24 protein-coding genes and 2 tRNA genes are annotated in these 24,431 nt (G+C 69.2%); 10 read left to right on the forward strand and 16 right to left on the reverse strand.

Features of this window, described 5'->3' with window-relative positions:
* Nucleotides 1–83 precede the first annotated feature (83 nt).
* Complete coding sequence (locus F0L68_RS09665) at nucleotides 84–1,403, forward strand: FAD-dependent oxidoreductase (protein ID WP_149849177.1); 1,320 nt, start codon at nucleotides 84–86, stop codon at nucleotides 1,401–1,403.
* A gap of 46 nt (nucleotides 1,404–1,449) precedes the next feature.
* Here the strand turns inward: F0L68_RS09665 and F0L68_RS42260 are convergent, their stop codons facing one another.
* Nucleotides 1,450–1,605 (reverse strand): hypothetical protein, encoded by a 156-nt coding sequence (locus F0L68_RS42260; RefSeq protein WP_188316481.1) that lies wholly within the window; start codon nucleotides 1,603–1,605, stop codon nucleotides 1,450–1,452.
* Nucleotides 1,605–2,639, reverse strand: a complete 1,035-nt coding sequence (locus tag F0L68_RS09670; protein WP_149849152.1) for a class E sortase — start codon at nucleotides 2,637–2,639, stop codon at nucleotides 1,605–1,607. Before F0L68_RS09670 ends, F0L68_RS42260 begins: the two co-directional genes overlap by 1 nt.
* Nucleotides 2,640–3,010: 371 nt before the next feature.
* On the opposite strand from F0L68_RS09670, the gene crgA reads away from it, so the two are divergent.
* A complete protein-coding gene (gene crgA, locus F0L68_RS09675) occupies nucleotides 3,011–3,277 on the forward strand; it encodes a cell division protein CrgA (RefSeq protein ID WP_149849153.1) in 267 nt (88 codons plus the stop codon).
* A gap of 223 nt (nucleotides 3,278–3,500) precedes the next feature.
* Entirely contained in the window at nucleotides 3,501–3,914 is a 414-nt protein-coding gene (locus F0L68_RS09680; protein ID WP_223198637.1) for a PH domain-containing protein, read from the forward strand.
* Between the two features lie 11 nt (nucleotides 3,915–3,925).
* Here F0L68_RS09680 and F0L68_RS09685 read toward each other — a convergent pair whose 3' ends face one another.
* Nucleotides 3,926–4,843, reverse strand: a complete 918-nt coding sequence (locus F0L68_RS09685) for a rhomboid family intramembrane serine protease (protein WP_149849155.1) — start codon at nucleotides 4,841–4,843, stop codon at nucleotides 3,926–3,928.
* A gap of 10 nt (nucleotides 4,844–4,853) precedes the next feature.
* Entirely contained in the window at nucleotides 4,854–5,402 is a 549-nt protein-coding gene (locus tag F0L68_RS09690) for a peptidylprolyl isomerase (protein WP_149849156.1), read from the reverse strand.
* A 94-nt stretch (nucleotides 5,403–5,496) separates the two neighbouring features.
* On the opposite strand from F0L68_RS09690, the gene F0L68_RS09695 reads away from it, so the two are divergent.
* Entirely contained in the window at nucleotides 5,497–6,246 is a 750-nt protein-coding gene (locus tag F0L68_RS09695; protein WP_149849157.1) for a hypothetical protein, read from the forward strand.
* A 57-nt stretch (nucleotides 6,247–6,303) separates the two neighbouring features.
* Here F0L68_RS09695 and F0L68_RS09700 read toward each other — a convergent pair whose 3' ends face one another.
* Nucleotides 6,304–6,864 carry a DUF2020 domain-containing protein gene (locus tag F0L68_RS09700; RefSeq protein ID WP_149849158.1) on the reverse strand — a complete coding sequence of 187 codons (561 nt, stop codon included), beginning with the start codon at nucleotides 6,862–6,864 and terminating at the stop codon, nucleotides 6,304–6,306.
* Nucleotides 6,865–7,104: 240 nt separating this feature from the next.
* On the opposite strand from F0L68_RS09700, the gene F0L68_RS09705 reads away from it, so the two are divergent.
* Nucleotides 7,105–7,539 (forward strand): DoxX family protein, encoded by a 435-nt coding sequence (locus tag F0L68_RS09705; RefSeq protein ID WP_149849159.1) that lies wholly within the window; start codon nucleotides 7,105–7,107, stop codon nucleotides 7,537–7,539.
* Nucleotides 7,540–7,837: 298 nt separating this feature from the next.
* Here F0L68_RS09705 and F0L68_RS09710 read toward each other — a convergent pair.
* The 11 genes from F0L68_RS09710 to dnaA all read right to left on the reverse strand — a co-directional run bounded on the left by F0L68_RS09710 (nucleotide 7,838) and on the right by dnaA (nucleotide 20,948).
* A tRNA-Ala gene (locus F0L68_RS09710) sits at nucleotides 7,838–7,910 on the reverse strand.
* 72 nt (nucleotides 7,911–7,982) lie between these two features.
* The gene (locus tag F0L68_RS43430; protein WP_223198638.1) at nucleotides 7,983–8,105 is read right to left on the reverse strand and encodes a DLW-39 family protein; all 123 of its coding nucleotides are present in this window, start codon (nucleotides 8,103–8,105) and stop codon (nucleotides 7,983–7,985) included.
* 63 nt (nucleotides 8,106–8,168) lie between these two features.
* Nucleotides 8,169–8,242: transfer RNA gene (locus F0L68_RS09715), tRNA-Ile, on the reverse strand.
* Nucleotides 8,243–8,294: 52 nt separating this feature from the next.
* Nucleotides 8,295–8,996: a DUF3566 domain-containing protein gene (locus F0L68_RS09720; protein WP_223198640.1), complete on the reverse strand. Its 702-nt coding sequence runs from the start codon at nucleotides 8,994–8,996 to the stop codon at nucleotides 8,295–8,297.
* Nucleotides 8,997–9,244: 248 nt separating this feature from the next.
* Nucleotides 9,245–11,755, reverse strand: coding sequence for a DNA gyrase subunit A (gene gyrA, locus F0L68_RS09725; RefSeq protein ID WP_149849160.1), 2,511 nt, complete (start codon nucleotides 11,753–11,755; stop codon nucleotides 9,245–9,247).
* A 58-nt stretch (nucleotides 11,756–11,813) separates the two neighbouring features.
* Nucleotides 11,814–13,784, reverse strand: a complete 1,971-nt coding sequence (gene gyrB / locus F0L68_RS09730) for a DNA topoisomerase (ATP-hydrolyzing) subunit B (protein ID WP_149849161.1) — start codon at nucleotides 13,782–13,784, stop codon at nucleotides 11,814–11,816.
* Nucleotides 13,785–13,997: 213 nt separating this feature from the next.
* Complete coding sequence (locus F0L68_RS09735) at nucleotides 13,998–14,426, reverse strand: DciA family protein (protein WP_438672262.1); 429 nt, start codon at nucleotides 14,424–14,426, stop codon at nucleotides 13,998–14,000.
* Nucleotides 14,427–14,700: 274 nt separating this feature from the next.
* Nucleotides 14,701–15,855 (reverse strand): DNA replication/repair protein RecF, encoded by a 1,155-nt coding sequence (gene recF / locus F0L68_RS09740; protein ID WP_149849162.1) that lies wholly within the window; start codon nucleotides 15,853–15,855, stop codon nucleotides 14,701–14,703.
* 9 nt (nucleotides 15,856–15,864) lie between these two features.
* Entirely contained in the window at nucleotides 15,865–16,767 is a 903-nt protein-coding gene (gene gnd / locus F0L68_RS09745) for a phosphogluconate dehydrogenase (NAD(+)-dependent, decarboxylating) (protein WP_149849180.1), read from the reverse strand.
* A 98-nt stretch (nucleotides 16,768–16,865) separates the two neighbouring features.
* Nucleotides 16,866–18,005: a DNA polymerase III subunit beta gene (dnaN, locus tag F0L68_RS09750; protein WP_149849163.1), complete on the reverse strand. Its 1,140-nt coding sequence runs from the start codon at nucleotides 18,003–18,005 to the stop codon at nucleotides 16,866–16,868.
* 1,329 nt (nucleotides 18,006–19,334) lie between these two features.
* The gene (gene dnaA / locus F0L68_RS09755) at nucleotides 19,335–20,948 is read right to left on the reverse strand and encodes a chromosomal replication initiator protein DnaA (protein WP_149849164.1); all 1,614 of its coding nucleotides are present in this window, start codon (nucleotides 20,946–20,948) and stop codon (nucleotides 19,335–19,337) included.
* Nucleotides 20,949–21,455: 507 nt separating this feature from the next.
* Here dnaA and rpmH point away from each other — a divergent pair.
* Genes rpmH through F0L68_RS09780 form a run of 5 tightly spaced genes read left to right on the forward strand, consistent with a single transcriptional unit; the run spans nucleotide 21,456 to nucleotide 24,091 of the window.
* Nucleotides 21,456–21,599, forward strand: a complete 144-nt coding sequence (gene rpmH / locus F0L68_RS09760; protein ID WP_025361973.1) for a 50S ribosomal protein L34 — start codon at nucleotides 21,456–21,458, stop codon at nucleotides 21,597–21,599.
* Nucleotides 21,600–21,612: 13 nt separating this feature from the next.
* Nucleotides 21,613–22,038, forward strand: coding sequence for a ribonuclease P protein component (gene rnpA / locus F0L68_RS09765; RefSeq protein WP_149849165.1), 426 nt, complete (start codon nucleotides 21,613–21,615; stop codon nucleotides 22,036–22,038).
* Complete coding sequence (gene yidD / locus F0L68_RS09770; protein WP_188316483.1) at nucleotides 22,035–22,376, forward strand: membrane protein insertion efficiency factor YidD; 342 nt, start codon at nucleotides 22,035–22,037, stop codon at nucleotides 22,374–22,376. The genes rnpA and yidD overlap by 4 nt, the downstream gene beginning before the upstream one ends.
* Nucleotides 22,377–22,381: 5 nt before the next feature.
* Nucleotides 22,382–23,479: a membrane protein insertase YidC gene (gene yidC / locus F0L68_RS09775; protein WP_149849166.1), complete on the forward strand. Its 1,098-nt coding sequence runs from the start codon at nucleotides 22,382–22,384 to the stop codon at nucleotides 23,477–23,479.
* A 45-nt stretch (nucleotides 23,480–23,524) separates the two neighbouring features.
* Nucleotides 23,525–24,091, forward strand: coding sequence for a Jag family protein (locus tag F0L68_RS09780; RefSeq protein WP_188316484.1), 567 nt, complete (start codon nucleotides 23,525–23,527; stop codon nucleotides 24,089–24,091).
* Nucleotides 24,092–24,431 lie beyond the last annotated feature (340 nt).

A 24,431-nucleotide genomic window follows, 5' to 3' on the forward strand; every position in this document is an offset into this window, starting at 1 on the left:
GTGGGGTTGCCCACCGGAGGGCAATCTTTAGGGCACCCTAACTTACTATCGATGGCATGAGTCGCCCACTGCGCGTGGCGGTCGTGGGCGCGGGCCCGGCCGGCATCTACGCCGCCGACATTCTCAGCAAGGCGGAGACCCCCGTCAGCGTCGACCTGTTCGAGCGCCTGCCGGCGCCCTACGGGCTGATCCGCTACGGCGTCGCCCCGGACCACCCGAGGATCAAGGGAATCGTCAATGCCCTCCAGCGGGTGCTGGAGCGGCCGGGCATCCGGCTGTTCGGCAACGTCGAGTACGGCGTGGACATCAAGCTCGACGACCTGCGCGAGCACTACGACGCCGTCATCTTCAGCACCGGCGCGGACCGCGACCGGCAGCTGGACGTGCCGGGTGTCGACCTGCCGGGCAGCTACGGCGCCGCCGACTTCGTCTCCTGGTACGACGGCCACCCCGACGTGCCGAGGACCTGGCCGCTGCACGCGCGCGAGGTCGCCGTGCTCGGCGCCGGCAACGTCGCGCTCGACGTGGCGCGGGTGCTGGCCAAGACCGCCGACGAGCTGCTGAGCACCGAGATCCCGGACAACGTCTACCAGGGCCTGCTGGCCAGCCCGGTCACCGACGTGCACGTGTTCGGGCGGCGCGGTCCCGCGCAGGCCAAGTTCACGCCGCTGGAGCTGCGCGAGCTCGACCACTCGCCGAACGTGGAAGTCATCGTGCACCCCGAGGACATCGAGTTCGACGCGGGCAGCATGACCTCGATCCGGTCGAACAAGCAGGTCGAGATGGTCGTGCGGACGCTCCAGGAGTGGGCCATCCGGGACCCCGGCGACCGACCGCGCAGGCTGCACCTGCACTTCCTGCACAGCCCGGTGGAGATCCTCGGCGACGAGCACGTCACCGGGCTGCGCACCGAGCGCACCAGGCTCACCGGCGACGGCAACGTCGAGGGCACCGGCGAGTTCCACGACTGGCCGGTGCAGGCCGTCTACCGCGCGGTCGGCTACCTCGGCACGAACCTGGCCGACCTGCCCTTCGAGCACGGTTCCGGCACGGTGCCGCACGCGGCGGGCCGGGTGCTCGACCTCGACGAGCTGGCCGTGCCCGGCGTGTACGTGACCGGCTGGATCAAGCGGGGCCCGGTCGGCCTGATCGGGCACACCAAGGGCGACGCGCTGGAGACCGTGACGAGCCTGCTCGCGGACGCGCCGACGCTGACCGAGCCGCCGAGGCCGGACCCGGCCGCCGTGCCGAGGTTCCTGGCGCAGCGCGGCGTCCCGTTCACCACCCTGGACGGCTGGCGGCGGCTCGACGGCCACGAGCTGGCGCTCGGCGCCGCGGCGGGCCGCGAGCGGATCAAGGTCGTCGACCGCGACCAGCTGGTGTCGATCTCCCGGACCGAGTAGCCGGCGCGGGCTCCCCGCGCACACGTGTGCGGGGAGCCCGGCGGCCTCAGCCGGTCGTGACGTGGTTGAACGGCAGCTTCGGCTCGGCCCACGGGAAGACCACGAACATCAGCAACGCCAGCACGGCGAGCACCAGCAGCGTGGCCAGCGCGATGCGCAGCGCGATCGGCCCCGGCAGGTGCCGCCAGATCCACGCGTACATCAACGCTCCTTCAGTTCCTGCGGCGTCTCCCCGGCCTTGAGCTGCGCCTTCGGAATCTGCCTGCTCAGCACGGCGTGCACGATCAACCGCTCTTTCGCCGAGAACTGCGGGTGACAGGTGGTCAGGGTGAGCAGCGCCGCCTGCTGGCCCGCGCTCGGCGGCTGGCCGTAGGGCACCGGGGCGATCACCGCGCCCTGGGTAGGCAGCACGATCTCCTGGCCGACCGTCTTGTCGTAGGGGGCGCCGAGCGGCTGCACCTTGTTGGTGGCGCACTTGGCCGCCTTGCCCTTGCCCTCGGCCCAGCCGGCGATCTCGTCCTGCTTGGGCAGCATCCGGTAGACGAACCAGTCGGTCTGCGTCTCGATGACGATGGCGTCGCAGGAGTTCAGCAGGTCGAGGTCGTTGAACGGCGCGCCCTTGCCGACGCGGTGCCCCGCGACGGCGAAGTTGCCCTGCTGGCCCGGCAGCGCGGTGCCCTTGTAGTGCCCAGGCCCGATCTCCAGGTCCGCGTCGGTGGTGCCCTCGACGATGGTGAACTTGTAGTCGGGGCCGAACGTCGGGATGTAGAGCTTGGCGAAGCCCTGCCCGTCGGCCAGCGAGTAGTGCGCGCTGCGCTGCTGGTCGCCGCCGACGGTGTTGGAGCCCCACTCCTTGTTCAGCTCCGCCGCCGCGTCGGCCTGCTTGCCGGCCGAGATCCAGTCGGTCACGTAGACCTCGTAGATCACGAAGAGCAGCATGACCAGGCCGGCGGTGATGAACAGCTCGCCGACCGTGCGGACCGTCTTGCGCACCGGCCCGTCCGCCGGGACATCCGGTGCTGGCTGCTCGTCCGCGTCCAGCTCCTCGTCGTGGTCGTAGTCGTGGTCGTAGTAGGGGTCGTCCTCGTCCCCATACTCCCCGTGCCCGCCGTAGAGCCCGTGTTCTGGCTCGTCCTCGATCCGGGGAATCACCTCTGTGGGTGATTCGGGCACGCGGGCCCTCGGCGGCAGGACCGGCGGCCGGCCGGGCGGGCCAAGCGGCGGACGACTCGGCATCGCGCCCTGCGGCGGCCTCGGCGGCCGCTGCGGCGCGGGCGGCAGCAGACTGCCTGAGAAACTGGTCCGTTCGGCGGGACGCTGCTGCGGCCGGTCATCTAACCTTGGCAACCGCTGCGTCAGTTCCGCCTCGGAAGGTGGTGGATCCTGCCGCGAACGGGGTCGCCGAGGCGGCGGACCCGGAGGCGTTGCTCTGGGTGCCGGTGGGTCGTCGCTCACCGAGGAACCTCCCGAGCCGTGGCTGGACCTGAACAAAGCGGGTCAACAGGTGGTTCGCTGACCCGCCCGGTTACGTTAACGTGTTGCCCCAGCAGTGGACGTGAAGTCACGGCCACTGACGATCAGAGCGCTCGACGTCAGGCGAGGACAGTATGCCCAAGTCCAAGGTCCGCAAGAAGGCCGTTTACACCGCGCCGGCCGATCGACGCACGCCCGTCAAGGTCAAGGCGGCCGGCCCGTCACACCCGATCTACATCGCGGTGATGCTCGCGATGATGCTGCTCGGTCTTGCCTGGCTGGTGGTGAACTACATCGCAGGCGACAAGGTCCCGGTGATGAAGGACCTCGGCTCGTGGAACTTCGGCATTGGTTTCGCGCTGATGATCTCCGGCCTGCTGATGACCATGCGCTGGCGCTGAATCACGCACCGTGCCCACCGACCCGGACGTGTCACACGTCCGGGTCGCTGCACGTTCAGCCCAAGTTCACCCAGTTCACCTGCCGGTCACCGAAACACACGGGTGTAACTCATCCCCACTGGGGACAACCCCTGTGGACAACCTTGCGCAATTTTGCACAAGGGCCGGTGACGGGCTTCAGTTGTCCACAGGATCCCGCCCGAAGTACGGAACACTTGCGGACGTGACAGCACGGACATGGTCCCCGCAGGCCGCGCTCGTCGGCCTCGCCTGGGTGCTCGCGGCCGGCGCGCTGGCGCTGGCCCTGTTCCGCGACAACGCCCCAGGACGGCTGCTGATGGCGGTCGCCACGGTCTGCCTCGGCCTGCTGGCCCTGCACGGCACCGTGGCCAGGCCGAGGCTGACCGCCGACGAGACCGGGCTGACGGTCCGCACGCTGCGCGGCGCCCGGCACTGGGACTGGCCGGACGTCAGCGCCCGCCTGGTGCACAGCAGGCGACTGGCCCGCACCACGGCCGTGCTCGAACTGGACTTCCGCGAGCCCGACGGCGAGGAGCACCTGGTCGTGCTCACCAGGATCGACCTCGGCGAGGACCCCGAGGACGTCCTCGAGGCCCTGCGCGAGCTGCGTCCCTAGCCTCTGGGCCCCTAGCCCCTGGGGCAGTAGATCCCGACGCCGACGTCCTGGCAGCCCAGCTGGGACGTGCGGACCACGATCAACACGACGAGCACGGCCAGCAGCGCCACCATCGTGGCGATCTGCAACGGCGTCCGGCGCGCGGGCGGCGCGTAGACCAGGCCAGCGGTGGCCGCCGCCCCGACCACCAGGCCGCCGAGGTGCCCGAGCAGCGAGATGCCCGGCAGCGACACGCTGATGATCAGGTTCATCGCGATCACGCCGATCGCCGACTTCGGGTCGAGCCGCAGCCGGACCAGCGCGACCAGCAGGCCGCCCATCAGCCCGAAGATCGCGCCGGACGCGCCGACGACCGGCACGTCCGGTGCGCCGAACAGGTACACCGACACGCCGCCGCCGATGAGCGCGAGCACGTACAGGCCGACGAACCGAACCCGGCCGAGCACCAGCTCCATGTCCCGGCCAAGCACCCACAGCGCCACCATGTTCAGGACGAGGTGGATGGGGTTGACGTGCAGGAAACCCGAGGTGATCAGGTTCCACCACGAGCCGGCCGACGCGCGTTGCGGCCAGAGCAGCCAGTCGACGTAGAGGTTCGACGACCGCAGGTCGAACACGCTCTTCGCCTGGACCGCTGTGATCGCGAAGATCACCACGTTGATCGCGATCAACACCGGTGTCACCACCGGCTTGCTGACCAGCTCGGCACCGGCCACGGTCACCGGCCGGCGGACGGTCCGCCGCGCCTGGTTGACGCAGTCGACGCACTGGTAGCCCACCGGGGCCTCGCGAAGGCATTCCGGGCAGGCCGGACGTTCGCACCTGGCGCAGCGCAGGCCGGTGGGCCGGTCGGGATGTCGCACGCACGCCGGCAGTTCCGGCTGCGCCCCGACCGGCCCATCGGCCGGTGGAACGGGAGGGGTCGTCACCGTCGTCCGGTCAGGCGCGTTCGATCACAAGCTGCTCGATCACGACGTCGGTGACCGGCCGGTCACCGGCGCCCGTCGGCGTCTTGCCGATCGCGTCGACCACCTGCTCCGACTTCTCGTCGGCGACCACGCCGAAGATGGTGTGCTTGAAGTTCAGCCAGGTCGTCGGCGCCACCGTGATGAAGAACTGGGAGCCGTTGCTGTTCGGGCCCGCGTTGGCCATCGCCAGCAGGTACGGCTTGTCGAACTGGAGCTCGCTGTTGAACTCGTCGGCGAACTTGTAGCCGGGACCGCCGCGACCGGTGCCGGTCGGGTCGCCGGTCTGAAGCATGAAGCCGTCGATCACGCGGTGGAACAGGGTGCCGTCGTAGAACGGACCCGAGGACTCGCCCTTGGCGTTGGGCTCCGTGTACGCCTTGGTGCCCTCGGCGAGGCCCACGAAGTTGGCCACCGTCTTGGGGGCGTGGTCGGGGAAGAGGTTCAGTCGGATGTCGCCCAGCGAGGTGCGCAGGGTCGCCGTTACCTTCGCCCCAACGAGCGATTCATTGCTGTCAGCCACCCGACCATCGTGCCATCCATCGGCGGGAAACCGGGGGAAGGGGCACGATAGACGGGTACGGATCGTGATTCGTCGACAGCTTCTGGAGCAGATAATGGATGAGGTTGAGGCCATGACCCGCGCCGGAGAGTCGGTCGGGAAGGCCGTCGGAACCGGGCTGCGCGCGGTGCGGCGGGGTGCCGTTCGCGCTGGTCATGCCGGTGCCGAGGTCACGGCGCAGGTCGCCGCGAAGGCCGAGCACAAGCTCGCGGAGCACGGTGTCGCGCCGGAGCAGCTGCGCGACACGCTCGTGGACAAGGCCGACGAGGTCGGCAAGACGACCCGGCGAGCCCGCAAGGAGCTGGCCAAGCAGGGCACGCGGTTGGCGAAGAAGGGCGACCGCAAGCGCGCCGAGCTGCTCGCCAAGGCGGAGGACATCCGCGACGAGGTGTTGCACGCCGCCGACCGGGCGCGCGCGGAGTCCACGGACCGCGCGGGAGACCTCCGCGCCAAGGCCATCGGCCGCGCGAAGGACCTCCGCGCCGAGGCGAAGGACAGGGCAAGGGACATCCGGTCCGAGGCGAAGGGTCGCGCGAAGGACGTCCGCAAGGCCGCGAAGCAGGCCGGCAAGGACTACCGCGCCGAGCAGCCCAAGGGCCGCCGCAGGTGGCCGTGGGTGCTCGGCCTGGTCGCCACCGCGGCCGCCGCGGGCTACGTCGTGCTGTCCCGCCGCCCGCAGGAGGTGCACCTGCACGACGACGAGCAGCAGCCGACGCAGCCGACCTCGCACAACCACGACTCGGCGCACCGTGGCGCGACCGCGCAGGAGACCCAGCACGCCAGCAACGGCCGCGCGGCGCACTAGCCCGCGACTCCAAGGTGTGGCTGCCGGGTCCGGCAGCCACACCACGCTCGTTCCGCGTCAGAGCTTGAGGTTCTTGATCACTGTCTCGACGACGCGGCGGGGCTTCACGGTCTGCTTCTGGTCGCTGTTCACCACCACGGCGGTGCCGCCCTTGGCCACCGCGTAGACCGCGCCGTCAGCGGTCGGCATCTTCCCGCCGGTCCAGCCGGCGATGTCGTCGGCCGGATCCGAGCTGGCCCTCGGCGCCGCCTGGTCCACGATGGCCGTCGCGATCTTCGGGTCCCCGACGTAGACCCGGACCGTGAGCTGGATGTCCTTGGGGTTGCCGTAGAAGAAGCACGTCGGGTAAGGCTTGTCCTCCGACGTTCGCACGTGGTTGACCAGCTGCCCGTTGGCGTCGGCGACGAACCTGTTGTCCAGGTAGGTGCACGGCGCGTCGGAGGTCGGCTGCGGCGCGGGCGGCGGCCCGGTCGGCGCCGCCGCACTGCTCGGGGCCGACCGGCTGGTGGCGGGTTGGTTGGAGGTCTGCGGAGACTGCGCGGCGGGCGTCGACCCGCACGCGGCGACCGCGGCGAGCAACACCAACGAGGGCAGTGCGCGGGACAGTGCTCGTCTCATAGCACCGCAAGTCAACCAGACCCGTTCGGGCGAAGGTCAACACACCGGCCCATTCGTGCTGTGCAGAGTTTTTCCGCGCGACCGCGCCCCGACCTCCAGTCGATCAGCGTCGGCCACGCCGAGCGTCCTACCGTTAACCATTAACAGGCCCGAGTGCGCCACACGGCGGTGGTGGATCGTTCAAGTACTGCGCAACACTGCCCAATCTCTACTGCTGGTACAGGTGGAAAGGGCAAGCTCATGCAACTACTGGACCGAGGCAAAGATCACATCGTGGCCCTGTTCCGCATCGTGGTCGGCGTGCTGTTCACCTGTCACGGCGCGGCCGGGGTCTTCGGTGTTCTCGGTGGGCACAGCGTCAAGGGCGGCACCATCCCGGTCGGCCAGTGGCCGAGCTGGTGGGCCGCCCTGATCCAACTGGTCGGCGGAGCCCTGGTCGCCCTCGGCCTCGGCACCAGGTACGCGGCCCTGATCTGCTCGGGCTCGATGGCCTACGCCTACTTCACGGTGCACCAGCCGAAGGCCCTGCTCCCCATCCAGAACAGCGGTGAGGCGGCCGCCATGTTCTGTTGGGCGTTCCTCCTGATCGCCTTCGTCGGCCCCGGCCCCTGGGCCCTTGACCAGCTAAGGGCCCTCCGAGCCAAGAAGGAACAGCAACCAGCCCAGGCCCACTAACCCACTATCGACAAACCGACACACAAAGTCGACAAGCACCTAAACCGACAAACCCCTGAAACGACAACGGCCCGGATCCTCACGGATCCGGGCCAAGTCGAAGACAAACCCAACAGCGGTACGCCTCCCACCAGAGCAGGCTCCAAGGCAAGGAACCCACAAGAGGCAACCACCGAAGTGGAGGGTCCGGGGGGCGAAGCCCTCCCGGCTGGGGGTCTGGGGGGCTCGGCCCCCCAGTGTGACAACGATCGAGACAGGGTGAGCGCGTTCCGCGAACACGGATAGCCCATCGAGATCGTGGAGACGAGGGGAATCGAACCCCTAACCCCCGCCTTGCAAAGGCGGTGCTCTGCCAATTGAGCTACGTCCCCTTACCTGGGGTCCGAGCCGTCAGATCGACGGACTCATCCCCACAGGGAACGGGCGAACTCCGCCCGCAAGGATCAGTTCTCGGTCGGCGCGGTGGCCTCGCGCCACAGGTCGGCCTCGGCCTTGGCGGACTTGTTCCTGCGCACGACCAGCAGGACTGCACCAGCCACGGCCACGAGCAAAGCAAGCTTCTTCACGTCTGGTCCCTCCTGAGCGGTGCGTGCCCACGAAGGTCGGCTGACCCTGTGAACCTGCGGGAGTGGGCCTAGCTGGACTCGAACCAGCGACCCCTTCGTTATCAGCGAAGTGCTCTAACCGTCTGAGCTATAGGCCCGCGGGGCAACGCAGGCAAGATTACAGCACCGGCCGGCGTGCCCCAAACCGGGTTACTCCCTCTCGGAAAGAGTGAGTTCAAGACCACCCGCGAGGTCCGCGGACACGTTGTAGACGAACGCCCCGACCGTGGCCAACGCCGTGAACAACACGATGTTCACGGCGCCGATCACCGCGGCGACGCCGAACACGTTGCCCGCCGTGATCAGCGGCTGGACCGAGCTGGGGTCGCCGCTGCCCTGCAACAGCTCGTTGGCGGTGCTGTTGATCCGCTCCCAGACGCCCATGCCGTTCAGCACGCCGTAGAGCACGCCGACCGCCACCAGCCAGACGAAGAACAGCGCGATGCTGAGCACCAGGGCCAGTTTCAGCACCGACCACGGGTCCACCCGCTTCACCTGGAGGCTGGCCCGCCTCGGCCCCCTGCCGGGGCGGCGCGCGCTCGGCGCGGCCGCCGTCGGCCGGTTGGCGGACGCGCCGAGGTTCACCGAGGTCCGCGCGCCAGCGCCCTGCGGGGCCGCGGCCCCGGTGGCCACCGGACGCACCCGCGTCGTGGCCGCGTCCCCCGCGGGGAAGCCCTGCTCGGGATGCACCCCGTGCTGGACGTAGGCCGCTGGCGAGTCCTGCTGGATGTGGTGAGTGTCACTGCTGACCCGCTGCCACGGCGGCGGGGCCGACGAGGCGAGGTCGGCAGGCTGCGCCGCGGGCGCGGCGTGCTGCTCGACCGGCGGCGCGTGGTTGTCGGCAGGCGGCACCGGCAGGGCCTGCGTCGCGTCCGTGCCGGGCTGCGCGGCCGAGGACTGCTGCGCGCCTCCACCCGAGGACGGTTCGGCCGGCGCCGCCTTGACCGCGGCGTCCACTGTCTTGGCAGTGTTCGCCGGCGCGGCTCCTTCACTCGGCGAGGTGATCACCGAGGTCGTGTCCGGCTTCGTGCCGGAGCCGGAGTCCGAACGTTCCTGGTTCTCGGGTGGAGTCACGAGCAGTCCTTAGCCTCTCGTCCGTGTTACTGCTGGGCCGGCTCTGCCGAGCCCCCCTCTTCGTTGGAGACGTCCGAGGGCTCGTCGGCGTTGCGCGCGACGGCGAGGAGTGTGGTGCCCTCGCCGATGTTCATCAGCCGCACTCCCTTGGTCTGCCGACCAGCCTTGCGCACCTCCTTGGCGCTGGTCCTGATGACCCCGCCAGAAGAAGTGATCGCGTACAGCTCGTCATCTATGTCGACGATGAGCGCGCCCACCAGCCTGCCACGCCGACGGTCATGCTGAATGGTGAGCACGCCCTTGCCGCCACGCCCCTGAACGGGGTAATCCTCGAGCGGCGTGCGCTTTGCGTAACCGCCGTCGGTGGCCACCAGGACGAACCGGCCCTCCTGCACGACGCCCATCGACAGCAGCTCGTCGCCGGAGTTGAACCGCATGCCGAGCACGCCGGAGGTGGCCCGGCCCATGGGCCGCAGCGCCTCGTCGGTGGCGTGGAAGCGGATCGACTGGCCGTCGGCCGAGACCAGCAGCAGGTCCTCCTCCGCGGCGCAGAGCACCGCGCCGACCAGCTCGTCGTCGTCGCGCAGGTTGATGCCGATCAGACCGCCCGACCGGTTGGAGTCGAAGTCGGCCAGCTTGGACTTCTTCACCAGGCCGTTCTTGGTGGCGAGCACCAGGTACGGCGCGACGGTGTAGTCCTTGATCTGGATGACCTGGGCGATCTCCTCGCCGGGCTGGAAGGCCAGCAGGTTCGCCACGTGCTGGCCGCGCGCGTTGCGGTTGGCCTCCGGCAGCTCGTAGGCCTTCGCCCGGTAGACGCGGCCCTTGTTGGTGAAGAACAGGATCCAGTCGTGCGTCGAGCTGACGAAGAAGTGCGCGACGATGTCGTCCTGCTTGAGCGCCGCGCCCTGCACGCCCTTGCCGCCGCGCTTCTGCGCCCGGTACAGGTCGGTCTTGGTCCGCTTGGCGTAGCCGGTGCGGGTGATGGTGATGACGACGTCCTCGACCGCGATCAGGTCCTCCATGGACATGTCGCCGTCGAACGGGATGATCCTGGTGCGGCGGTCGTCGCCGTACTTGTCCACGATCGCCATCAGCTCGTCGCGGACGATGCTGCGCTGCCGCTCCGGCTTGTCCAGGATGTCCTGGAGGTCCGCGATCTCCAGCTCGATCTCGGCCAACTGGTCGATGATCTTCTGCCGCTCAAGGGCGGCGAGCCGACGCAGCTGCATCTCCAGGATCGCGTTGGCCTGGATCTCGTCGACGTCGAGCAGCTCGATCAGGCCGGTGCGCGCCAGGTCGGGCGTGTCCGACCGGCGGATCAGCGCGATGACCTCGTCCAGCATGTCCAGCGCCTTGACCAGACCGCGCAGGATGTGGGCCCGCTCCTCGGCCTTGCGCAGCCGGAACCTGGTCCGCCGGACGATGACCTCGATCTGGTGCTTCACGTAGTGCCGGATCATCTGGTCCAGCCGCAGGGTGCGCGGCACCCCGTCGACCAGCGCCAGCATGTTCACGCCGAAGGAGTACTGGAGCTGGGTGTGCTTGTAGAGGTTGTTCAGCACGACCTTGGCGACCGCGTCCCGCTTGAGCGTGATCACGATGCGCATGCCGCTGCGCTTGTTGGACTCGTCGGCGATGTTCGCGATGCCGGTGAGCTTGCCGTCGCGCACCAGCGCGGCGATGTTCTCCACCAGGTTGTCCGGGTTCACCTGGTAGGGCAGCTCGGTGACGATCAGGATCACCCGGCCCTTGGCGTCCTCGTCCACGTCGACGACGGCGCGCATGCGGACCGAGCCCCGGCCGGTGCGGTAGGCGTCCTCGATGCCCTGCGTGCCGAGGATCAGCCCGTAGGTCGGGAAGTCGGGGCCCTTGATCCGCTGCATCATCGCGGCGAGGGTCTCGTCGTCGGAGGCGTCCCAGTTGTCCAGCGCCCAGACGACGCCGTCGGCGACCTCGCGCAGGTTGTGCGGCGGGATGTTGGTCGCCATGCCGACCGCGATGCCCGAGCTGCCGTTGATCAGCAGGTTAGGGATCCGCGACGGCAGGACGGTCGGCTCCTGGATGCGACCGTCGTAGTTGTCGCGGAAGTCGACGGTGTCTTCCTCGATGTCCGCCAGCATCTGCATGGCCAGCGGCGTGAGGCGGCACTCGGTGTACCGCATGGCGGCGGCCGGGTCGTTGCCTGGCGAGCCGAAGTTGCCCTGGCTGTCGACCAGCGGGTAGCGCATCGCCCACGGCTGGGCGAGCCGGACCAGCGCGTCGTAGATCGAGGAGTCGCCGTGCGGGTGGTAGTTGCCCATCACGTCGCCGACCACGCGGGCGCACTTGTTGTAGCCGCGTTCCGGACGGAAGCCGGAGTCGAACATCGAGTACAGCACCCGCACGTGCACCGGCTTGAGCCCGTCACGCACGTCCGGGAGCGCCCGGCCGATGATGACGCTCATCGCGTAGTCGATGTACGAGCGCTGCATCTCCTGCTGGATGTCGACCGGCTCGGTGCGGTCGTTCTCCCTGGGCAGGGTCGTCTCGGTCACGGTCCTTCTTTCCTCTTCGCGGGCGCGATCTGTCTACTGTGGACCATCCGGCCGGAGGTCACACGTCCAGGAAGCGAACATCCTTGGCGTTGCGGGTGATGAACGACCGGCGCGCCTCGACGTCCTCGCCCATCAGCACGCTGAACAGCTCGTCCGCGGTCGCCGCGTCGTCCATGGTGACCTGGAGCAGCACCCGGTTGGCCGGGTCCATGGTGGTCTCCCACAGCTCCTCGGCGTCCATCTCGCCGAGGCCCTTGTACCGCTGGATGTTGTCTTCCTTGCCCAGCTTCTTGCCGTTCGCGATGCCCGCCTCGATCAGGCCGTCCCGCTCGCGGTCGGAGTAGGCGTACTCCGGCTCGATCCGCTGCCATTTGATCTTGTACAGCGGCGGCTGCGCGAGGTAGACGTGGCCGTGCTCGAGCAGCGGCTGCATGAAGCGGAACAGCAGCGTCAGCAGCAGCGTGCGGATGTGCTGGCCGTCCACGTCGGCGTCGGCCATCAGCACGATCTTGTGGTACCGCAGCTTGGACAGGTCGAACTCGTCGTGGATGCCGGTGCCGAGCGCGGTGATGAGGCTCTGCACCTCGTTGTTCTTGAGCACCCGGTCGATGCGGGCCTTCTCGACGTTGATGATCTTGCCTCGGATCGGCAGGATCGCCTGGTACATGGACTCCCGGCCCTCCTTGGCCGAGCCGCCAGCCGAGTCGCCCTCGACGATGTAGAGCTCGCACTCCTCCGGGTTGGTCGAGCGGCAGTCCTTGAGCTTGCCCGGCAGGCCGCCGATGTCCAGCGCGCCCTTGCGGCGCACCAGCTCCCTGGCCTTGCGGGCCGCCATGCGGGCCTGCGCCGAACCGACCGACTTGTTGATGATGATCTTGGCTTCCGCCGGGTTGCGGTCGAACCAGTCGGCAAGGTGCTCGTTGCACGCCTTCTGCACGAACGACTTGGCCTCGCTGTTGCCCAGCTTCGTCTTGGTCTGGCCCTCGAACTGGGGCTCCTTGAGCTTGACCGAGATGATGCCGGCGAGGCCCTCGCGCACGTCGTCGCCGGTGAGGTTGGTGTCCTTCTCCTTGAGCAGCTTCTTCTCGCGCGCGTACTCGTTGACCACCCTGGTCAGCGCGGCGCGGAAGCCCTCCTCGTGGGTGCCGCCCTCGTGCGTGTTGATCGTGTTGGCGAAGGTGTAGACCGAGGCGGTGTAGCCGTTGTTCCACTGCATCGCGACCTCGACCTCGAGGCCGTCGCTCTTGGCCTCGAAGGAGACCACCGTGGGGTGCGCGGCCTCGCGGGTGGCGTTGATGTGCTTGACGAAGTCCACCAGCCCGCCGGGGTAGTGGAAGGTGCGCTCCTTGACCCTGGCCTGCTTGCCCTCCGCGTCGGCCTCGTCCTCGACCTCGGCGACCCGCTCGTCGCGCAGCACGATGGTCAGGCCCTTGTTGAGGAAGGCCATCTCCTGGAGGCGCCGCGCGATCGTCTCCACGCTGTAGGTCGTGGTCTCGAAGATCGTGGGGTCGGCCCAGAAGCTGATGCTGGTTCCGGTGCGGTCGGTCGGCTCGCCCTTGTGCAGCTCGTGCGCCGGCTGGGTGTTCTCGTACCGCTGGGTCCACACGTAGCCGCTCGTGTGGATCTCCACGTCGAGCCTGGTGGACAGCGCGTTCACCACGGACACGCCGACGCCGTGCAGGCCGCCGGACACGGCGTAGGAGTCGCTGTCGAACTTGCCGCCCGCGTGCAGCGTGGTCAGCACGACCTCGACGGCGGGCCGCTTCTCGACGGGGTGCATGTCGACGGGAATGCCTCGGCCGTCGTCCACGCAGCGCACGCCGCCGTCGGCGAGCAGCGTGACCTCGACCCTGGTGGCGAAGCCGGCCATCGCCTCGTCGACCGCGTTGTCCACGACCTCCTGGACCAGGTGGTGCAGGCCGCGTTCACCGGTGGAGCCGATGTACATACCGGGACGCTTGCGAACCGCCTCCAGGCCCTCCAGGACGGTGATCGAAGACGCGCTGTACTCGTTCTTCTTGTCTGTCACGGGCCTGGTGTCTCCTCGTCTCGCGAACGCTGACGGTCACGCTACTGGTGATTCTACTGGGCCGCCTGCGCTAGAAGTGCCCAAGGACACCCCTAGATTGGTCACAGGGTCCCTGAACCGAACGCCGACTAGGGCCATCGCCACCCCGGTCGCCCCGAAACCGCTCGTGTGCGTTCAGCGAGCCACAGAATGGGCTCTGCCGGCCTGAAAGGATCAGCCGTAGGTGTCGCGAGGGCCCCGGCCCGGCACGTGCCGTGGGCCGTATCGCCAGCTCGGCGCCGCCGGACCCTGCACCTTGAGCCGCTTCACCACGCCGTGCCCGACACCCGCCGCGATGCCGGCCAGCAGCTGCCGCTGGAGCAGCCGCAACTGGGTCGCCCACGCGGTCGAGGCGGCCTGCACGGTCAGCTCACCGTCACGCAGAGCGATCGGCTTAGCGTGCTGGGCGACGTCCTCCCCCACCAGTCTCGGCCACTTCGCGAAGACCTGCCCGCCGGTGAGATTCTCGGTCCAGCCGCGCTCGGCGGCGATCCTCGCCGCGAGCCTGCCAAGCGTTTGCGGATCCCGATCGTCCGCCCTCGGCCCCGACCACCTGCGGCGCCTGCGGCCGGTCGAACCCGCCGCGCCACGCTTGCCGGGCACCCGCCCGCGCGCCTTCGCCGCGGCGCGGGCCGACTCCAGGGCCGCCCTGGCCAGATCCGGTCCGCGTAGGGGTTCTTCCCCAGAATCACCAACATTGGGGACAGGTCCACTCCCTTGAGTGAACTTTGCCGGAGTTTTGTCCGTTTCTGCACCCGCTCGATCTGCGGATGTGACGGAGTTATCCACACCATCCACAGGGTTGTCCCCAGATGTGCGATGGGTCACAGTGGGGCCGTGCACAGGCCGTCGCCCGCCCGCGCGGCCCGATTCGCCGTCAACTGGCACGTCGCACCTCGCCGTCGCGCACCTCGTAGCGGGCCCCGGCCAACTCGTCCGGCACGTCCTCGCCGACCGCCGCGGTCACCAACACCTGCTCCGCCGCCGACGCGACCTTGGCCAGCTGCTGCCGCCTTCGCCGGTCCAGTTCGGCGAACACGTCGTCGAGCACCAGCACCGGCTCGCTCCCGTCCGCACGCAGCAACTCGTACGCGCCGAGCCGCAGCGCGAGCGCGAACGACCATGACTCTCCGTGACTGGCGTAGCCCTTGGCCGGCAGCTCGCCGAGCGCCAGTTCCAGCTCGTCGCGGTGCGGGCCGACCAGGCACACGCCCCGGTCGACCTCCTGCGAACGCACCCGACCCAGCTCCTCCAGCAGCGCTGCCTCCAACGCGGCCAGGTCCGCGCGCGGGCCGTCCGGCCGCCCGACCCCCTCCGGCAGCGCGTCGCCAAGCGAGGACCGGTAGCCGATCACCGCAGGCCGCGACTCGGGAGCCACGTCCGCGTACGCCCTGGTCACGTGCGGCGCCAGGTCGGCGACCAGGTCGAGCCTGCCGGCGAGCAGTTCGGCACCGTGCCTGGCCAGGTGGCCGTCCCACACGTCCAGCGTGCGGATGTCCCCCTTGCCCCCGGCCCGCCGCGCCGCGCCCGCCGTCTTCAACAGGGCACCGCGCTGCTTCAACACCCGCTCGTAGTCCGCGCGCACCCCGGCATACCTCGGCGCCCGCGAAACCAACAGCTCGTCGAGGCACCGGCGCCGCTCGCCGGGATCGCCGCGCACCAGCGCAAGATCCTCCGGCGCGAACAACACCGTCCGCAGGATCCCTAACACCTCGCGGGGCCGAGGCACCGGCCCCCGGTTCACCCGAGCCCGATTGGCCCGCCCAGGCGTGATCTCCAACTCGACCAGCAGCTCACGCCCGTCGTTGACCACCGCGGCACGCACCACGGCGTGCTCGGCCCCGTGCCGGACCAGCGGCGCGTCCGTGGCCACCCGATGCGAACCAAGGGTGGCCACGTAACCCAACGCCTCGACCAGGTTCGTCTTGCCCTGGCCGTTCTGCCCGACCAGGACGCTGACGCCTGGCTCGAACGCGACATCGGCCTGGACCCAGGACCGGAAGTCGCTGACCTGAAGCTGCCGGACGTACACCTCGACTGCTCAGTTGCCGGCGCTCGGCCCGGCCTTGTGCACGGCGTGCCCACCGAACTGGTTGCGCAGCGCGGCGACCGCGCGCATGGCCGGCGAGTTGGTCTGCCGCGAGGCGAACCTGGCGAACAGCGCGGCGGAGATCACCGGCGCGGGCACCGCGTGGTTGATCGCCTCCTCGACGGTCCAGCGGCCCTCGCCGGAGTCCTCGACGTAGCCGGTCAGGTCGTCCAGCTCCGGGTCCTCGTCCAGCGCCTTGACCAGCAGGTCCAGCAGCCAGGACCGGACGACGGTGCCGCGCTGCCACGCCTTGATCACGGCGGGCACGTCGGTGACCATCTCGGAGGCGTCCAGCAGCTCGAAGCCCTCCGCGTACGCCTGCATCAGGCCGTACTCGATGCCGTTGTGCACCATCTTCGCGAAGTGGCCCGCGCCGACGGAGCCCGCGTGCGCGAAGCCCTCCTCGCGCGGACCCTCCGGGCGCAGCGCGTCGAAGATCGGCATGACCCGCTCGACCTGCTCGGCGTCGCCGCCGACCATCAGGCCGTAACCGTTGGCCAGCCCCCACACGCCGCCGGACACGCCGACGTCGAGGTAGCCGATCTTCTTGGTGGCCAGGTGCGCGGCGTTGGCCTTGTCATCGGTGAACCTGGAGTTGCCGCCGTCGATGACCAGGTCGCCGTCGGACAGCAGCTCGCCGAGCTCGTGGACGGTCTGCCTGGTCGGTTCGCCGGCCGGCACCATGATCCACACGGCACGAGGGGCGTCCAGCTTCTGCACCAGCTCGGCCAGCGAACCGGTGTCGCTGACCTCCGGGTTGCGGTCGTAACCGACCACGTCGTGGCCGGCCTCGCGCAACCGCGCGCGCATGTTGAAGCCCATCTTGCCAAGGCCGACGAGTCCGAGCTGCACGATCGCTGTCCTTCCAGTTGAGCGCGACCCACCCACGGGTGGGCCATCCTGCGTCCGCCGATGGGTCCGGCGGCCGGGTGTTCGGTGGGCCGACTGGTCGGTCAGCCGGGCAGCCGCACGGGCATCAGCAGGTACACGTAGCCGGCGGCCACGTTGCCATCCTCGTCCACGGGCTTGAGCAGCGCCGGGCGACTCGGCGTGGTGAACGACAGATGTGCCCTGTCGGTGTGCAGCGCGCCGAGGCCGTCGAGCAGGTAGCCGGGGTTGAACGCGATCGTCACCGGCTCGCCGGTGTACTCGACGGGCAGCTCCTCCTCGGCAGAACCCTCGTCGTCGCCGCCCGCGGACAGCTTCAGGCCGGCGTCGACGAACTCCAGCCGGACCTGGGTGCCGCGCTCGGCGACCAACGACACGCGCTTGATCGCCTCGACCAGCGGGGCCACCTCGATGACGGCCGCGGCGCTGTGCTCGCTCGGCAGCAGCTGCCGGTACTTCGGGAAGTCGGCGTCGAGCAGCCGGGTGGTGGTGCGCCGGCCGGCACCGGACAGGCCGAGCAGCCCGTCGTTCGCCGCGAGCGAGAGCTCGATCCGACCGCCCGAGGTGCCCAGCGTCTTCGCCGCCTCGGCCAGCGTGCGGGCCGGCACGAGGACCGCGGTGTCGGCGACGGAGTCGTTGGGCTCCCACGGGAACTCGCGCATGGCGAGCCGGAACCGGTCGGTGGCGACCAGGACGAGCTTGCCCTCGCCGATCTCCAACCGGACGCCGGTGAGCATCGGCAGCGTGTCGTCCTTGCCGGCCGCGATGGCGACCTGGGCGACTGCCGCGCCGAAGACCTCGCCGGGAAGTTCGCCGGCGAGCTGCGGCATCGCCGGCAGCTGCGGGTAGTCCTCGACCGGCATGGTCGGCAGGCTGAACCGGGAGCTGCCGCAGGTGATCGTCATCCGCGAACCGTCGACGGAGATCTCCACCGGGTGGTTCGGCAGCGACTTGGTGATGTCGGCGAGCAGCCGGCCGGACACCAGAGTCCGGCCGCCGTCGGCGATGGTGGCCGGCACGCCGACCGTCGCGGAGACCTCGTAGTCGAATCCGGAGACGGTCAGGGCGTCGCCGGGTTCCCCGTCAGAGGAACCGGCATCGAGCAGCACACCACCGAGGACGGGAACCGGCGGCCGGGACGGCAGGCTGCGCGCGACCCAGGCGACGGCGTCGGCGAGGCCGTCGCGCTCGACGCGGATCTTCATGGGGCGTCCTTTCCGGAGTCGGCACGACCGACAAGGCGGGTCGGGTCAACGCATGTGGCTCAAGGAGTCGGGTCCGCGTGGTGGCTGGCTGGTCCGCAGTCGTGGGCCGCTGGGCAGCCGATCCGCTGGCGCGGTCGCTCCACCGTAGAGCGTGCGAGGCCGCCTCGTCATCTCGGGGCTCGAAGCGCCCTCGGGGTCCGGCATCGCCTCGGAGCGAGATGTCCCCAACTTCGGCCGCCCCCTGTTTTTAATCTGTTCATCTCTTGGAAGAGACAAAGACAGCAGTAGTAGTAAGCGTTGTGGATTGTGTGGACAACGCCTGTCTTGGCTGGTCCAGACGGTCGAACCGGTGTGGACGAACCGTCGTGATCGTCCGTGGACAAGTCGGGCGACCCGTGGACAACTCCGGCGCTGCTCCGTTCGGTCCACAGAACCGCCGAGCTGTCCACACAGCCATCCCCAGATGTTGGTGTCTCCATACCCAGGCCGTGCACAGGCCTCCGGTGGTCCAACTCTCCCCCGATCGGCGAACTTTTCTGGCTTGAGGACAGCCCTGGACCCCGAACCCGGTGAGAAAAGTTCCCGCGCGAACAGGGGTCGCCCCGCCCCCACCGAGCCCGCGCGAGCCCGCCCAAGGGCATCGCCCCCACCGACCGCCGAGCAGTTTTGAGGCCCCGGGCGACCGCCCGGCGAGTGCTGAGAAAAGTTCGGCGAGGCGCGCCGACGACCGCCACCAACCGACGCGCGACCCGAGTTTTTCTGACCGTCCCCCGCGCGCGACTGCCCCACCCGAACAGAAAGGATCCCGCGTCCGCCCCAAGGGGCACCACCGCGACGCGCCCGAACCACCCAAGCGATGCGCGGGGTGTCCGCGCCCGCCAGCAACACACGAAGGACTTTCTAGCCGACCCCCGGCCCCAACCGCCCCACCCCAACAGAAAGACACAGCCGTCCCCCAGGGGGCCTCACACCCGCCCTCAGCCCGCGCCACCGCCGTCACCAGACGACGCCCCACCCCGCGCCACCGTCCTCTCCGGGCGACGGCGCACGCCTGCGCCAGCGTCATCACCTGGAGACGGCGCGGGCCCACGCCCAGCGCCCAGCGCTCCGCTTTTCCACTTTGTGACGGTGCGGGGTGTGCGAGTTCGNNCCGGCCGAGCGAAGCGAGGCCCAAAAAACACAGGTAGCTCAGAAACCGGGCAGCGAGCGAAGCGAGTCGCCGGCCGGGGCGTCGTCCTCACCTATCAGACGGCCGGGGCGTCCCACCCAAAAAGCGGCCAGAGCGCCCTACCCGTCAAACGGCCAGAGCGTCGTACCTACTTGAGAGCGTCAGGACAGCTTGCGAGCTCGCTGCTTTATGCGCGACGTCAGCTCCTGGACCTGGTCGTAGATCTTGCGCCGCTCAGCCATCTCCTTGCGGATCTTCTTGTCCGCGTACATGACCGTCGTGTGGTCGCGTCCGCCGAAGGTCTGGCCGATCTTGGGCAGCGACAGGTCGGTCAGCTCCCGGCACAGGTACATCGAGATCTGGCGCGCCTGCGCCAGCGCCTTGGTCTTGCTCGGCCCACACAGGTCGTCGATCGACACGCTGAAGAACTCCGCCGTCACGGCCATGATCGTCGGCGCGGTGATCTCCGGCGCGTGCGAGTCAGGGATCAGGTCGCGCAGCACGATCTCGGCCAGCTGCACGTCCACCGGCTGCCGGTTCAGTGACGCGAACGCGGTCACCCGGATCAGCGCGCCCTCGAGCTCGCGGATGTTGCGCTCGATGCGGGCCGCGATGAACTCCAGCACCTCGGCGGGCGCGGCCAGCCGGTCCTGCGCGGCCTTCTTGCGCAGGATGGCGATCCGCGTCTCCAGCTCGGGCGGCTGGATGTCGGTGATCAGGCCCCACTCGAACCGCGTGCGCAGCCGGTCCTCCAGGGTCTCCAGCCGCTTGGGCGGCCGGTCCGAGGACACCACGATCTGCTTGTTCGCGTTGTGCAGGGTGTTGAACGTGTGGAAGAACTCCTCCTGCGTGCCTTCCTTGCCCTCCAGGAACTGGATGTCGTCGACGAGCAGCACGTCGATGTCCCGGTAGCGGCGCTGGAAGGCGACCTTGCGGTCGTCACGCAGCGAGTTGATGAAGTCGTTGGTGAACTCCTCGGTCGAGACGTACCGCACCCGCATCCCGGGGAACAGCCGCTGGGCGTAGTGCCCGACCGCGTGCAGCAGGTGGGTCTTGCCGAGGCCGGACTCACCCCAGATGAACAGCGGGTTGTAGGCCCTGGCGGGCGCCTCGGCCACGGCGACGGCCGCGGCGTGCGCGAACCGGTTGGACGCGCCGATGACGAACGTCTCGAACGTGTACTTCTCGTTCAGCCTGGAGTGCGCGCTCGGCGGGTGCGCCGGCTTGGTGAACGGGCTGCCGCTGGCCGGCGCCGTGCCGCTAAAAGTGGGCCAGATCTCGTGGACGGTGGCGAGCGCCTCGCGCTCCTCATCCACTTCGTCTTCCGTATCGGCCTCGTCGCTCCCCGCGGCGCCACCGGGACCAACCTGACCACCAGTACCAGGACCACCCTGACCGACCTGACCAACCACCACGTCCTGCGGTGGCATAGGCGCACTGAAGTTGCGCCCAAGATCGGGCGGCCCAACCGGCGTCATACTCGCCCCGACGGGCGCGGGCGTCGGCACCAGCTCGGGCGAGTCGACCTTGACGGCAAGCGAGACGGCCCGGCCGAGCCGGCGGGACAGCGCGTCGGTGATCGGCTCGCGCAGCGCGCGCTCGATCGCCTCCTTGGCGAAGTCGCTCGGCGCGGCGAGCAGCGCGGTGCCGTCGAGCAGACCGATCGGACGCGTCACCCGCATCCAGGCCCGTTGCTGCGGGGAAAGGGTGCCGGCGGACAGCTCCAGCACCACCTGCGCCCACACGAGACCCAGGTCAGTCTGGTGGTCGGACACCTCCGCGCTCCCCTCCCCTCAAATGGCATGTCGCCCGCCGGTCGGCGAACGCTTGCCACGGCTCCTGACGTGGCTCCGCCGAACCCGGCACGTGGACACGGAGAATAGAGGTATCCACAGAGTTGTCCACAACTGTGCACGAAAGTACGCCGGGACGCAGGGGAACCTGTCGACTCCCACCCGCCGAGCGAAGAGGCCGAGGGACTCCCATTCCCCGAACCCGAAACCGCGGAGGCTGCACGCTAACAAGGGCCGGGACTCGCCACAAGACGACGGTTTTTCACAGCTGCCGCCTTGCCTGGCGCTCGGCGGTCCGGGTGTGGGCCAGATCCCAAACGGCGACCCGATTTGAGATGCGGGGACCGGCCTGCGTACCCTCGAAAGGTCTCCCGCTAGCGACGGGTGCGTTTGTTGTGCCCGTGCAGTGTTGGTCCTGCCCGCGTGCCGGACGCTGGCAGGGGACAACACCACAGACCTGCTTGGTAGTCAGCACCGGGAGATCCGACCGTGAGCAAGGGTAAGCGCACCTTCCAGCCCAACAACCGTCGTCGCGCCAAGACCCACGGGTTCCGGCTGCGCATGCGCACTCGCGCCGGCCGCGCCATCCTGGCTGCCCGGCGCGGCAAGGGCCGCGACCGACTGTCCGCCTGACGATCCCCGCGCCGTGCTCCCAGCGGCCGCCCGGCTGACCCACAGCCAGGACTTCGGCCTGGTGGTTCGCCGGGGCCGCCGCGCAGGCCGGCCCCGGCTCGTCCTGCATGCGCTGACGAGTTCGGCGCTGGAGCAGTCGGCGTCGTCACGGCAGCACGACACGCGAGGAACGCCCACCTTGACCGGCTCGCAGCCGGCCAAGGTGGGCTTCGTCGTGAGCAAGGCCGTCGGGAACTCGGTGGTTCGACACCGGGTCGCCAGGCGGCTGCGGCATCTCGTGCGCGACCGGATCGGCGTGTTGCCGGCCGGCAGCGCGCTCGTGATCCGCGCGCTGCCGCCGTCGGCAGAGGCGTCGAGCGCGGATCTTGGCGTCGACCTGGACGCCGCGCTCCGCAGGCTCAAGCTCGGCTCGACGAGCGGATCCGGCGGCGCCGAGTGAGCGCGCCGCGGGAGTCTCTCGGCGCGGGCACGGCGACGGAACGGCCCGAGGCCGACCGGCCGACCCTTGCGGCGAGGCTGCTGCTGCTCCCGGTGCACGTCTACCGACGAACGCTCTCGCCGCTGCTGCCACCAAGCTGTCGTTTCCATCCGAGTTGCAGTGCCTACGCGGTGGAGGCGTTGACCGTCCACGGTGCGCTGAGAGGGTCCTGGCTGGCTGTCCGCCGGCTCGCCCGCTGCGGACCCTGGCACCCTGGAGGCTTGGACCCCGTTCCACCCAGGCGGACCCGCGAGGCCGGGGCGTCTGACCGGGTCCCTAACACCCCTGCCGAGGAGTAGTTCCCGTGCTCGACATCATCTACTACCCGGTGTCCTTCATCCTCTGGTGTTGGCACTGGGTATTCAGTCACGTCTTCGGCCCTTCCAGCGGTGTCGCCTGGGCCCTCGCGGTGATCTTCCTGGTCTTCACGCTGCGCGCGGTGATGTTCAAGCCGTTCGTGAGCCAGGTGCGCTCGATGCGGAAGATGCAGGAGTTCGCGCCCGAGCTACAGAAGATCAAGAAGAAGTATGCGAACGACCGGCAGAAGCAAGCGGCGGAGATGCAGAAGCTCCAGTCCGAGCACGGGGTCAACCCGCTCGGCGGCTGCCTGCCGATGCTGCTCCAGGTCCCGGTCTTCATCGGCCTGAACCACGTGATCCGGTCGTTCGTGCCAGGCCAGAACGAGAACTACTTCTTCGACAAGGCCGGCGTCGACTCCTTCGTGCACGCCAAGCTGTTCGGCGCGAACCTGCTGACCTACATCGGCATGAAGGACGGCCAGCTCGACCTGTACAGCACCACGCGCACGGCCGTGATCTTCGTGTGCGTGCCGCTGATGATCGTGGCGAGCATCGCGACGCACTTCACCGCGCGGCACTCGGTGGCGCGCCAGCAGGCCAGCGCCGCGGAGAACCCGCAGACCGCGATCATGAACAAGCTGACGATGTACATCTTCCCGCTGGGTGTGCTCGCGTTCGGTGCCTTCTTCCCGATCGGCCTGCTGCTGTACTGGTTGGCCAACAACGGCTGGACGCTCGCCCAGCAGCACGTCGTCTACCGGAAGATCGACGCCGAGGAAGACGAGAAGAAGTCCGCCGCCGTCGCGCAACGCCAAGCACTGGCTCCCAAGCCAGGCCAGAAGCCGAGCCAGGTGAAGAAGCGACCGGCCGCTGACGCGACTGTCGCCGATGCGACTGTCGCCGACGCGAAGTCGGGCGACGCGAAGGCCGCTGATGCGAAGCTGGCTGACGCGAAGGCCGCTGATGTGAAGTCGGGCGACGCGAAGTCGGGTGACGCGGCGGGAAGCGTGAAGAAGACGGCAAACGGCCAGTCCCCAGAGATTCCCGGTCTGATCTCGGACCATCCCCGCGGCAAGAAGCAGGGCAACAAGAAGCGTCGTTAGACCCGACTCGTCGGGTCGGGGCGCCAGCCCTGGAGAGGAGTGATCGTGTCGGAGACGTTGCAGGCAACCGACGTTGAACGGCAGGACGAGGACGCGGCTCCCGAGGAGACCGGCGACGGTGCCGCCGAGCGTTCCTCCGGCAGCACGGAGGATCTGCTCGTTCAGGAAGGCGACATCGCCGGCGATTACCTGGAGCAGCTGCTGGACCTGCTCGACTACGACGGCGACATCGACCTCGATGTGGAGGCCGGTCGGGCCGTCGTGAGCATCGAGGGCGGCGAGGACCTGGAGAAGCTGGTCGGCCCGCGCGGCAACGTGCTGGAGTCGCTACAGGAACTCACCAGGCTGGCCGTCCAGCAGGAGACCGGCGTGCGCAGCCGGCTGATGCTGGACATCGCGCAGTGGCGCGCAGGCCGTCGCGCCGAACTCGCGGAGCTGGGCAAGACCACCGCCGAGAAGGTGGCTGCCGACGGCGAGCGGGTGCGACTGCACCCGATGACGCCGTTCGAGCGGAAGGTCGTGCACGACGCCGTTGCGGCCGTTGCCGGCGTGCACAGCGAGAGTGAAGGCGAGGAGCCGCAGCGGCGCGTGGTGGTCTTCCGCCAGGCGTAGTTGCGTATTCGACGTTTCAGAAGCGGCAGGGCCCGTTCCACGTGGAACGAGCCCTGCCGTCTTTTGTCTTTGTCTTTGAGGACGCTCTGGCCGTTTGACGGGGCGGGCGCTCTGGCCGTTTTTTTGGGTGGGGACGGCCCCGGCCGCTTGATAGGTGAGTACGCCCCGGCCGGCGACTCGCTTCGCTCGCTGCCCGGTTTCTGGACTACCTGTGTTTTTTGGGCCTCGCTTCGCTCGGCCGGCGAGTTCGCCTCAAGTCGGCCCCTTCGGCTTCTCGGGCGACTCCGCTTCGCTCCGTCACCCTCCTGCGCCTCCAGGGACCGACGGCGAACTCGCACAC

This window comes from Solihabitans fulvus (assembly GCF_008386585.1).
GTDB lineage: Bacteria > Actinomycetota > Actinomycetes > Mycobacteriales > Pseudonocardiaceae > Solihabitans > Solihabitans fulvus.

Coding starts and splice junctions, on each gene's coding strand:
- F0L68_RS42260 (WP_188316481.1), bottom strand. CDS start 1,605: ATGTACGCGTGGATCTGGCGGCACCTGCCGGGGCCGATCGCGCTGCGC.
- F0L68_RS09670 (WP_149849152.1), bottom strand. CDS start 2,639: ATGCCGAGTCGTCCGCCGCTTGGCCCGCCCGGCCGGCCGCCGGTCCTG.
- crgA (WP_149849153.1), top strand. CDS start 3,011: ATGCCCAAGTCCAAGGTCCGCAAGAAGGCCGTTTACACCGCGCCGGCC.
- F0L68_RS09695 (WP_149849157.1), top strand. CDS start 5,497: ATGGATGAGGTTGAGGCCATGACCCGCGCCGGAGAGTCGGTCGGGAAG.
- F0L68_RS09700 (WP_149849158.1), bottom strand. CDS start 6,864: ATGAGACGAGCACTGTCCCGCGCACTGCCCTCGTTGGTGTTGCTCGCC.
- F0L68_RS09705 (WP_149849159.1), top strand. CDS start 7,105: ATGCAACTACTGGACCGAGGCAAAGATCACATCGTGGCCCTGTTCCGC.
- dnaN (WP_149849163.1), bottom strand. CDS start 18,005: ATGAAGATCCGCGTCGAGCGCGACGGCCTCGCCGACGCCGTCGCCTGG.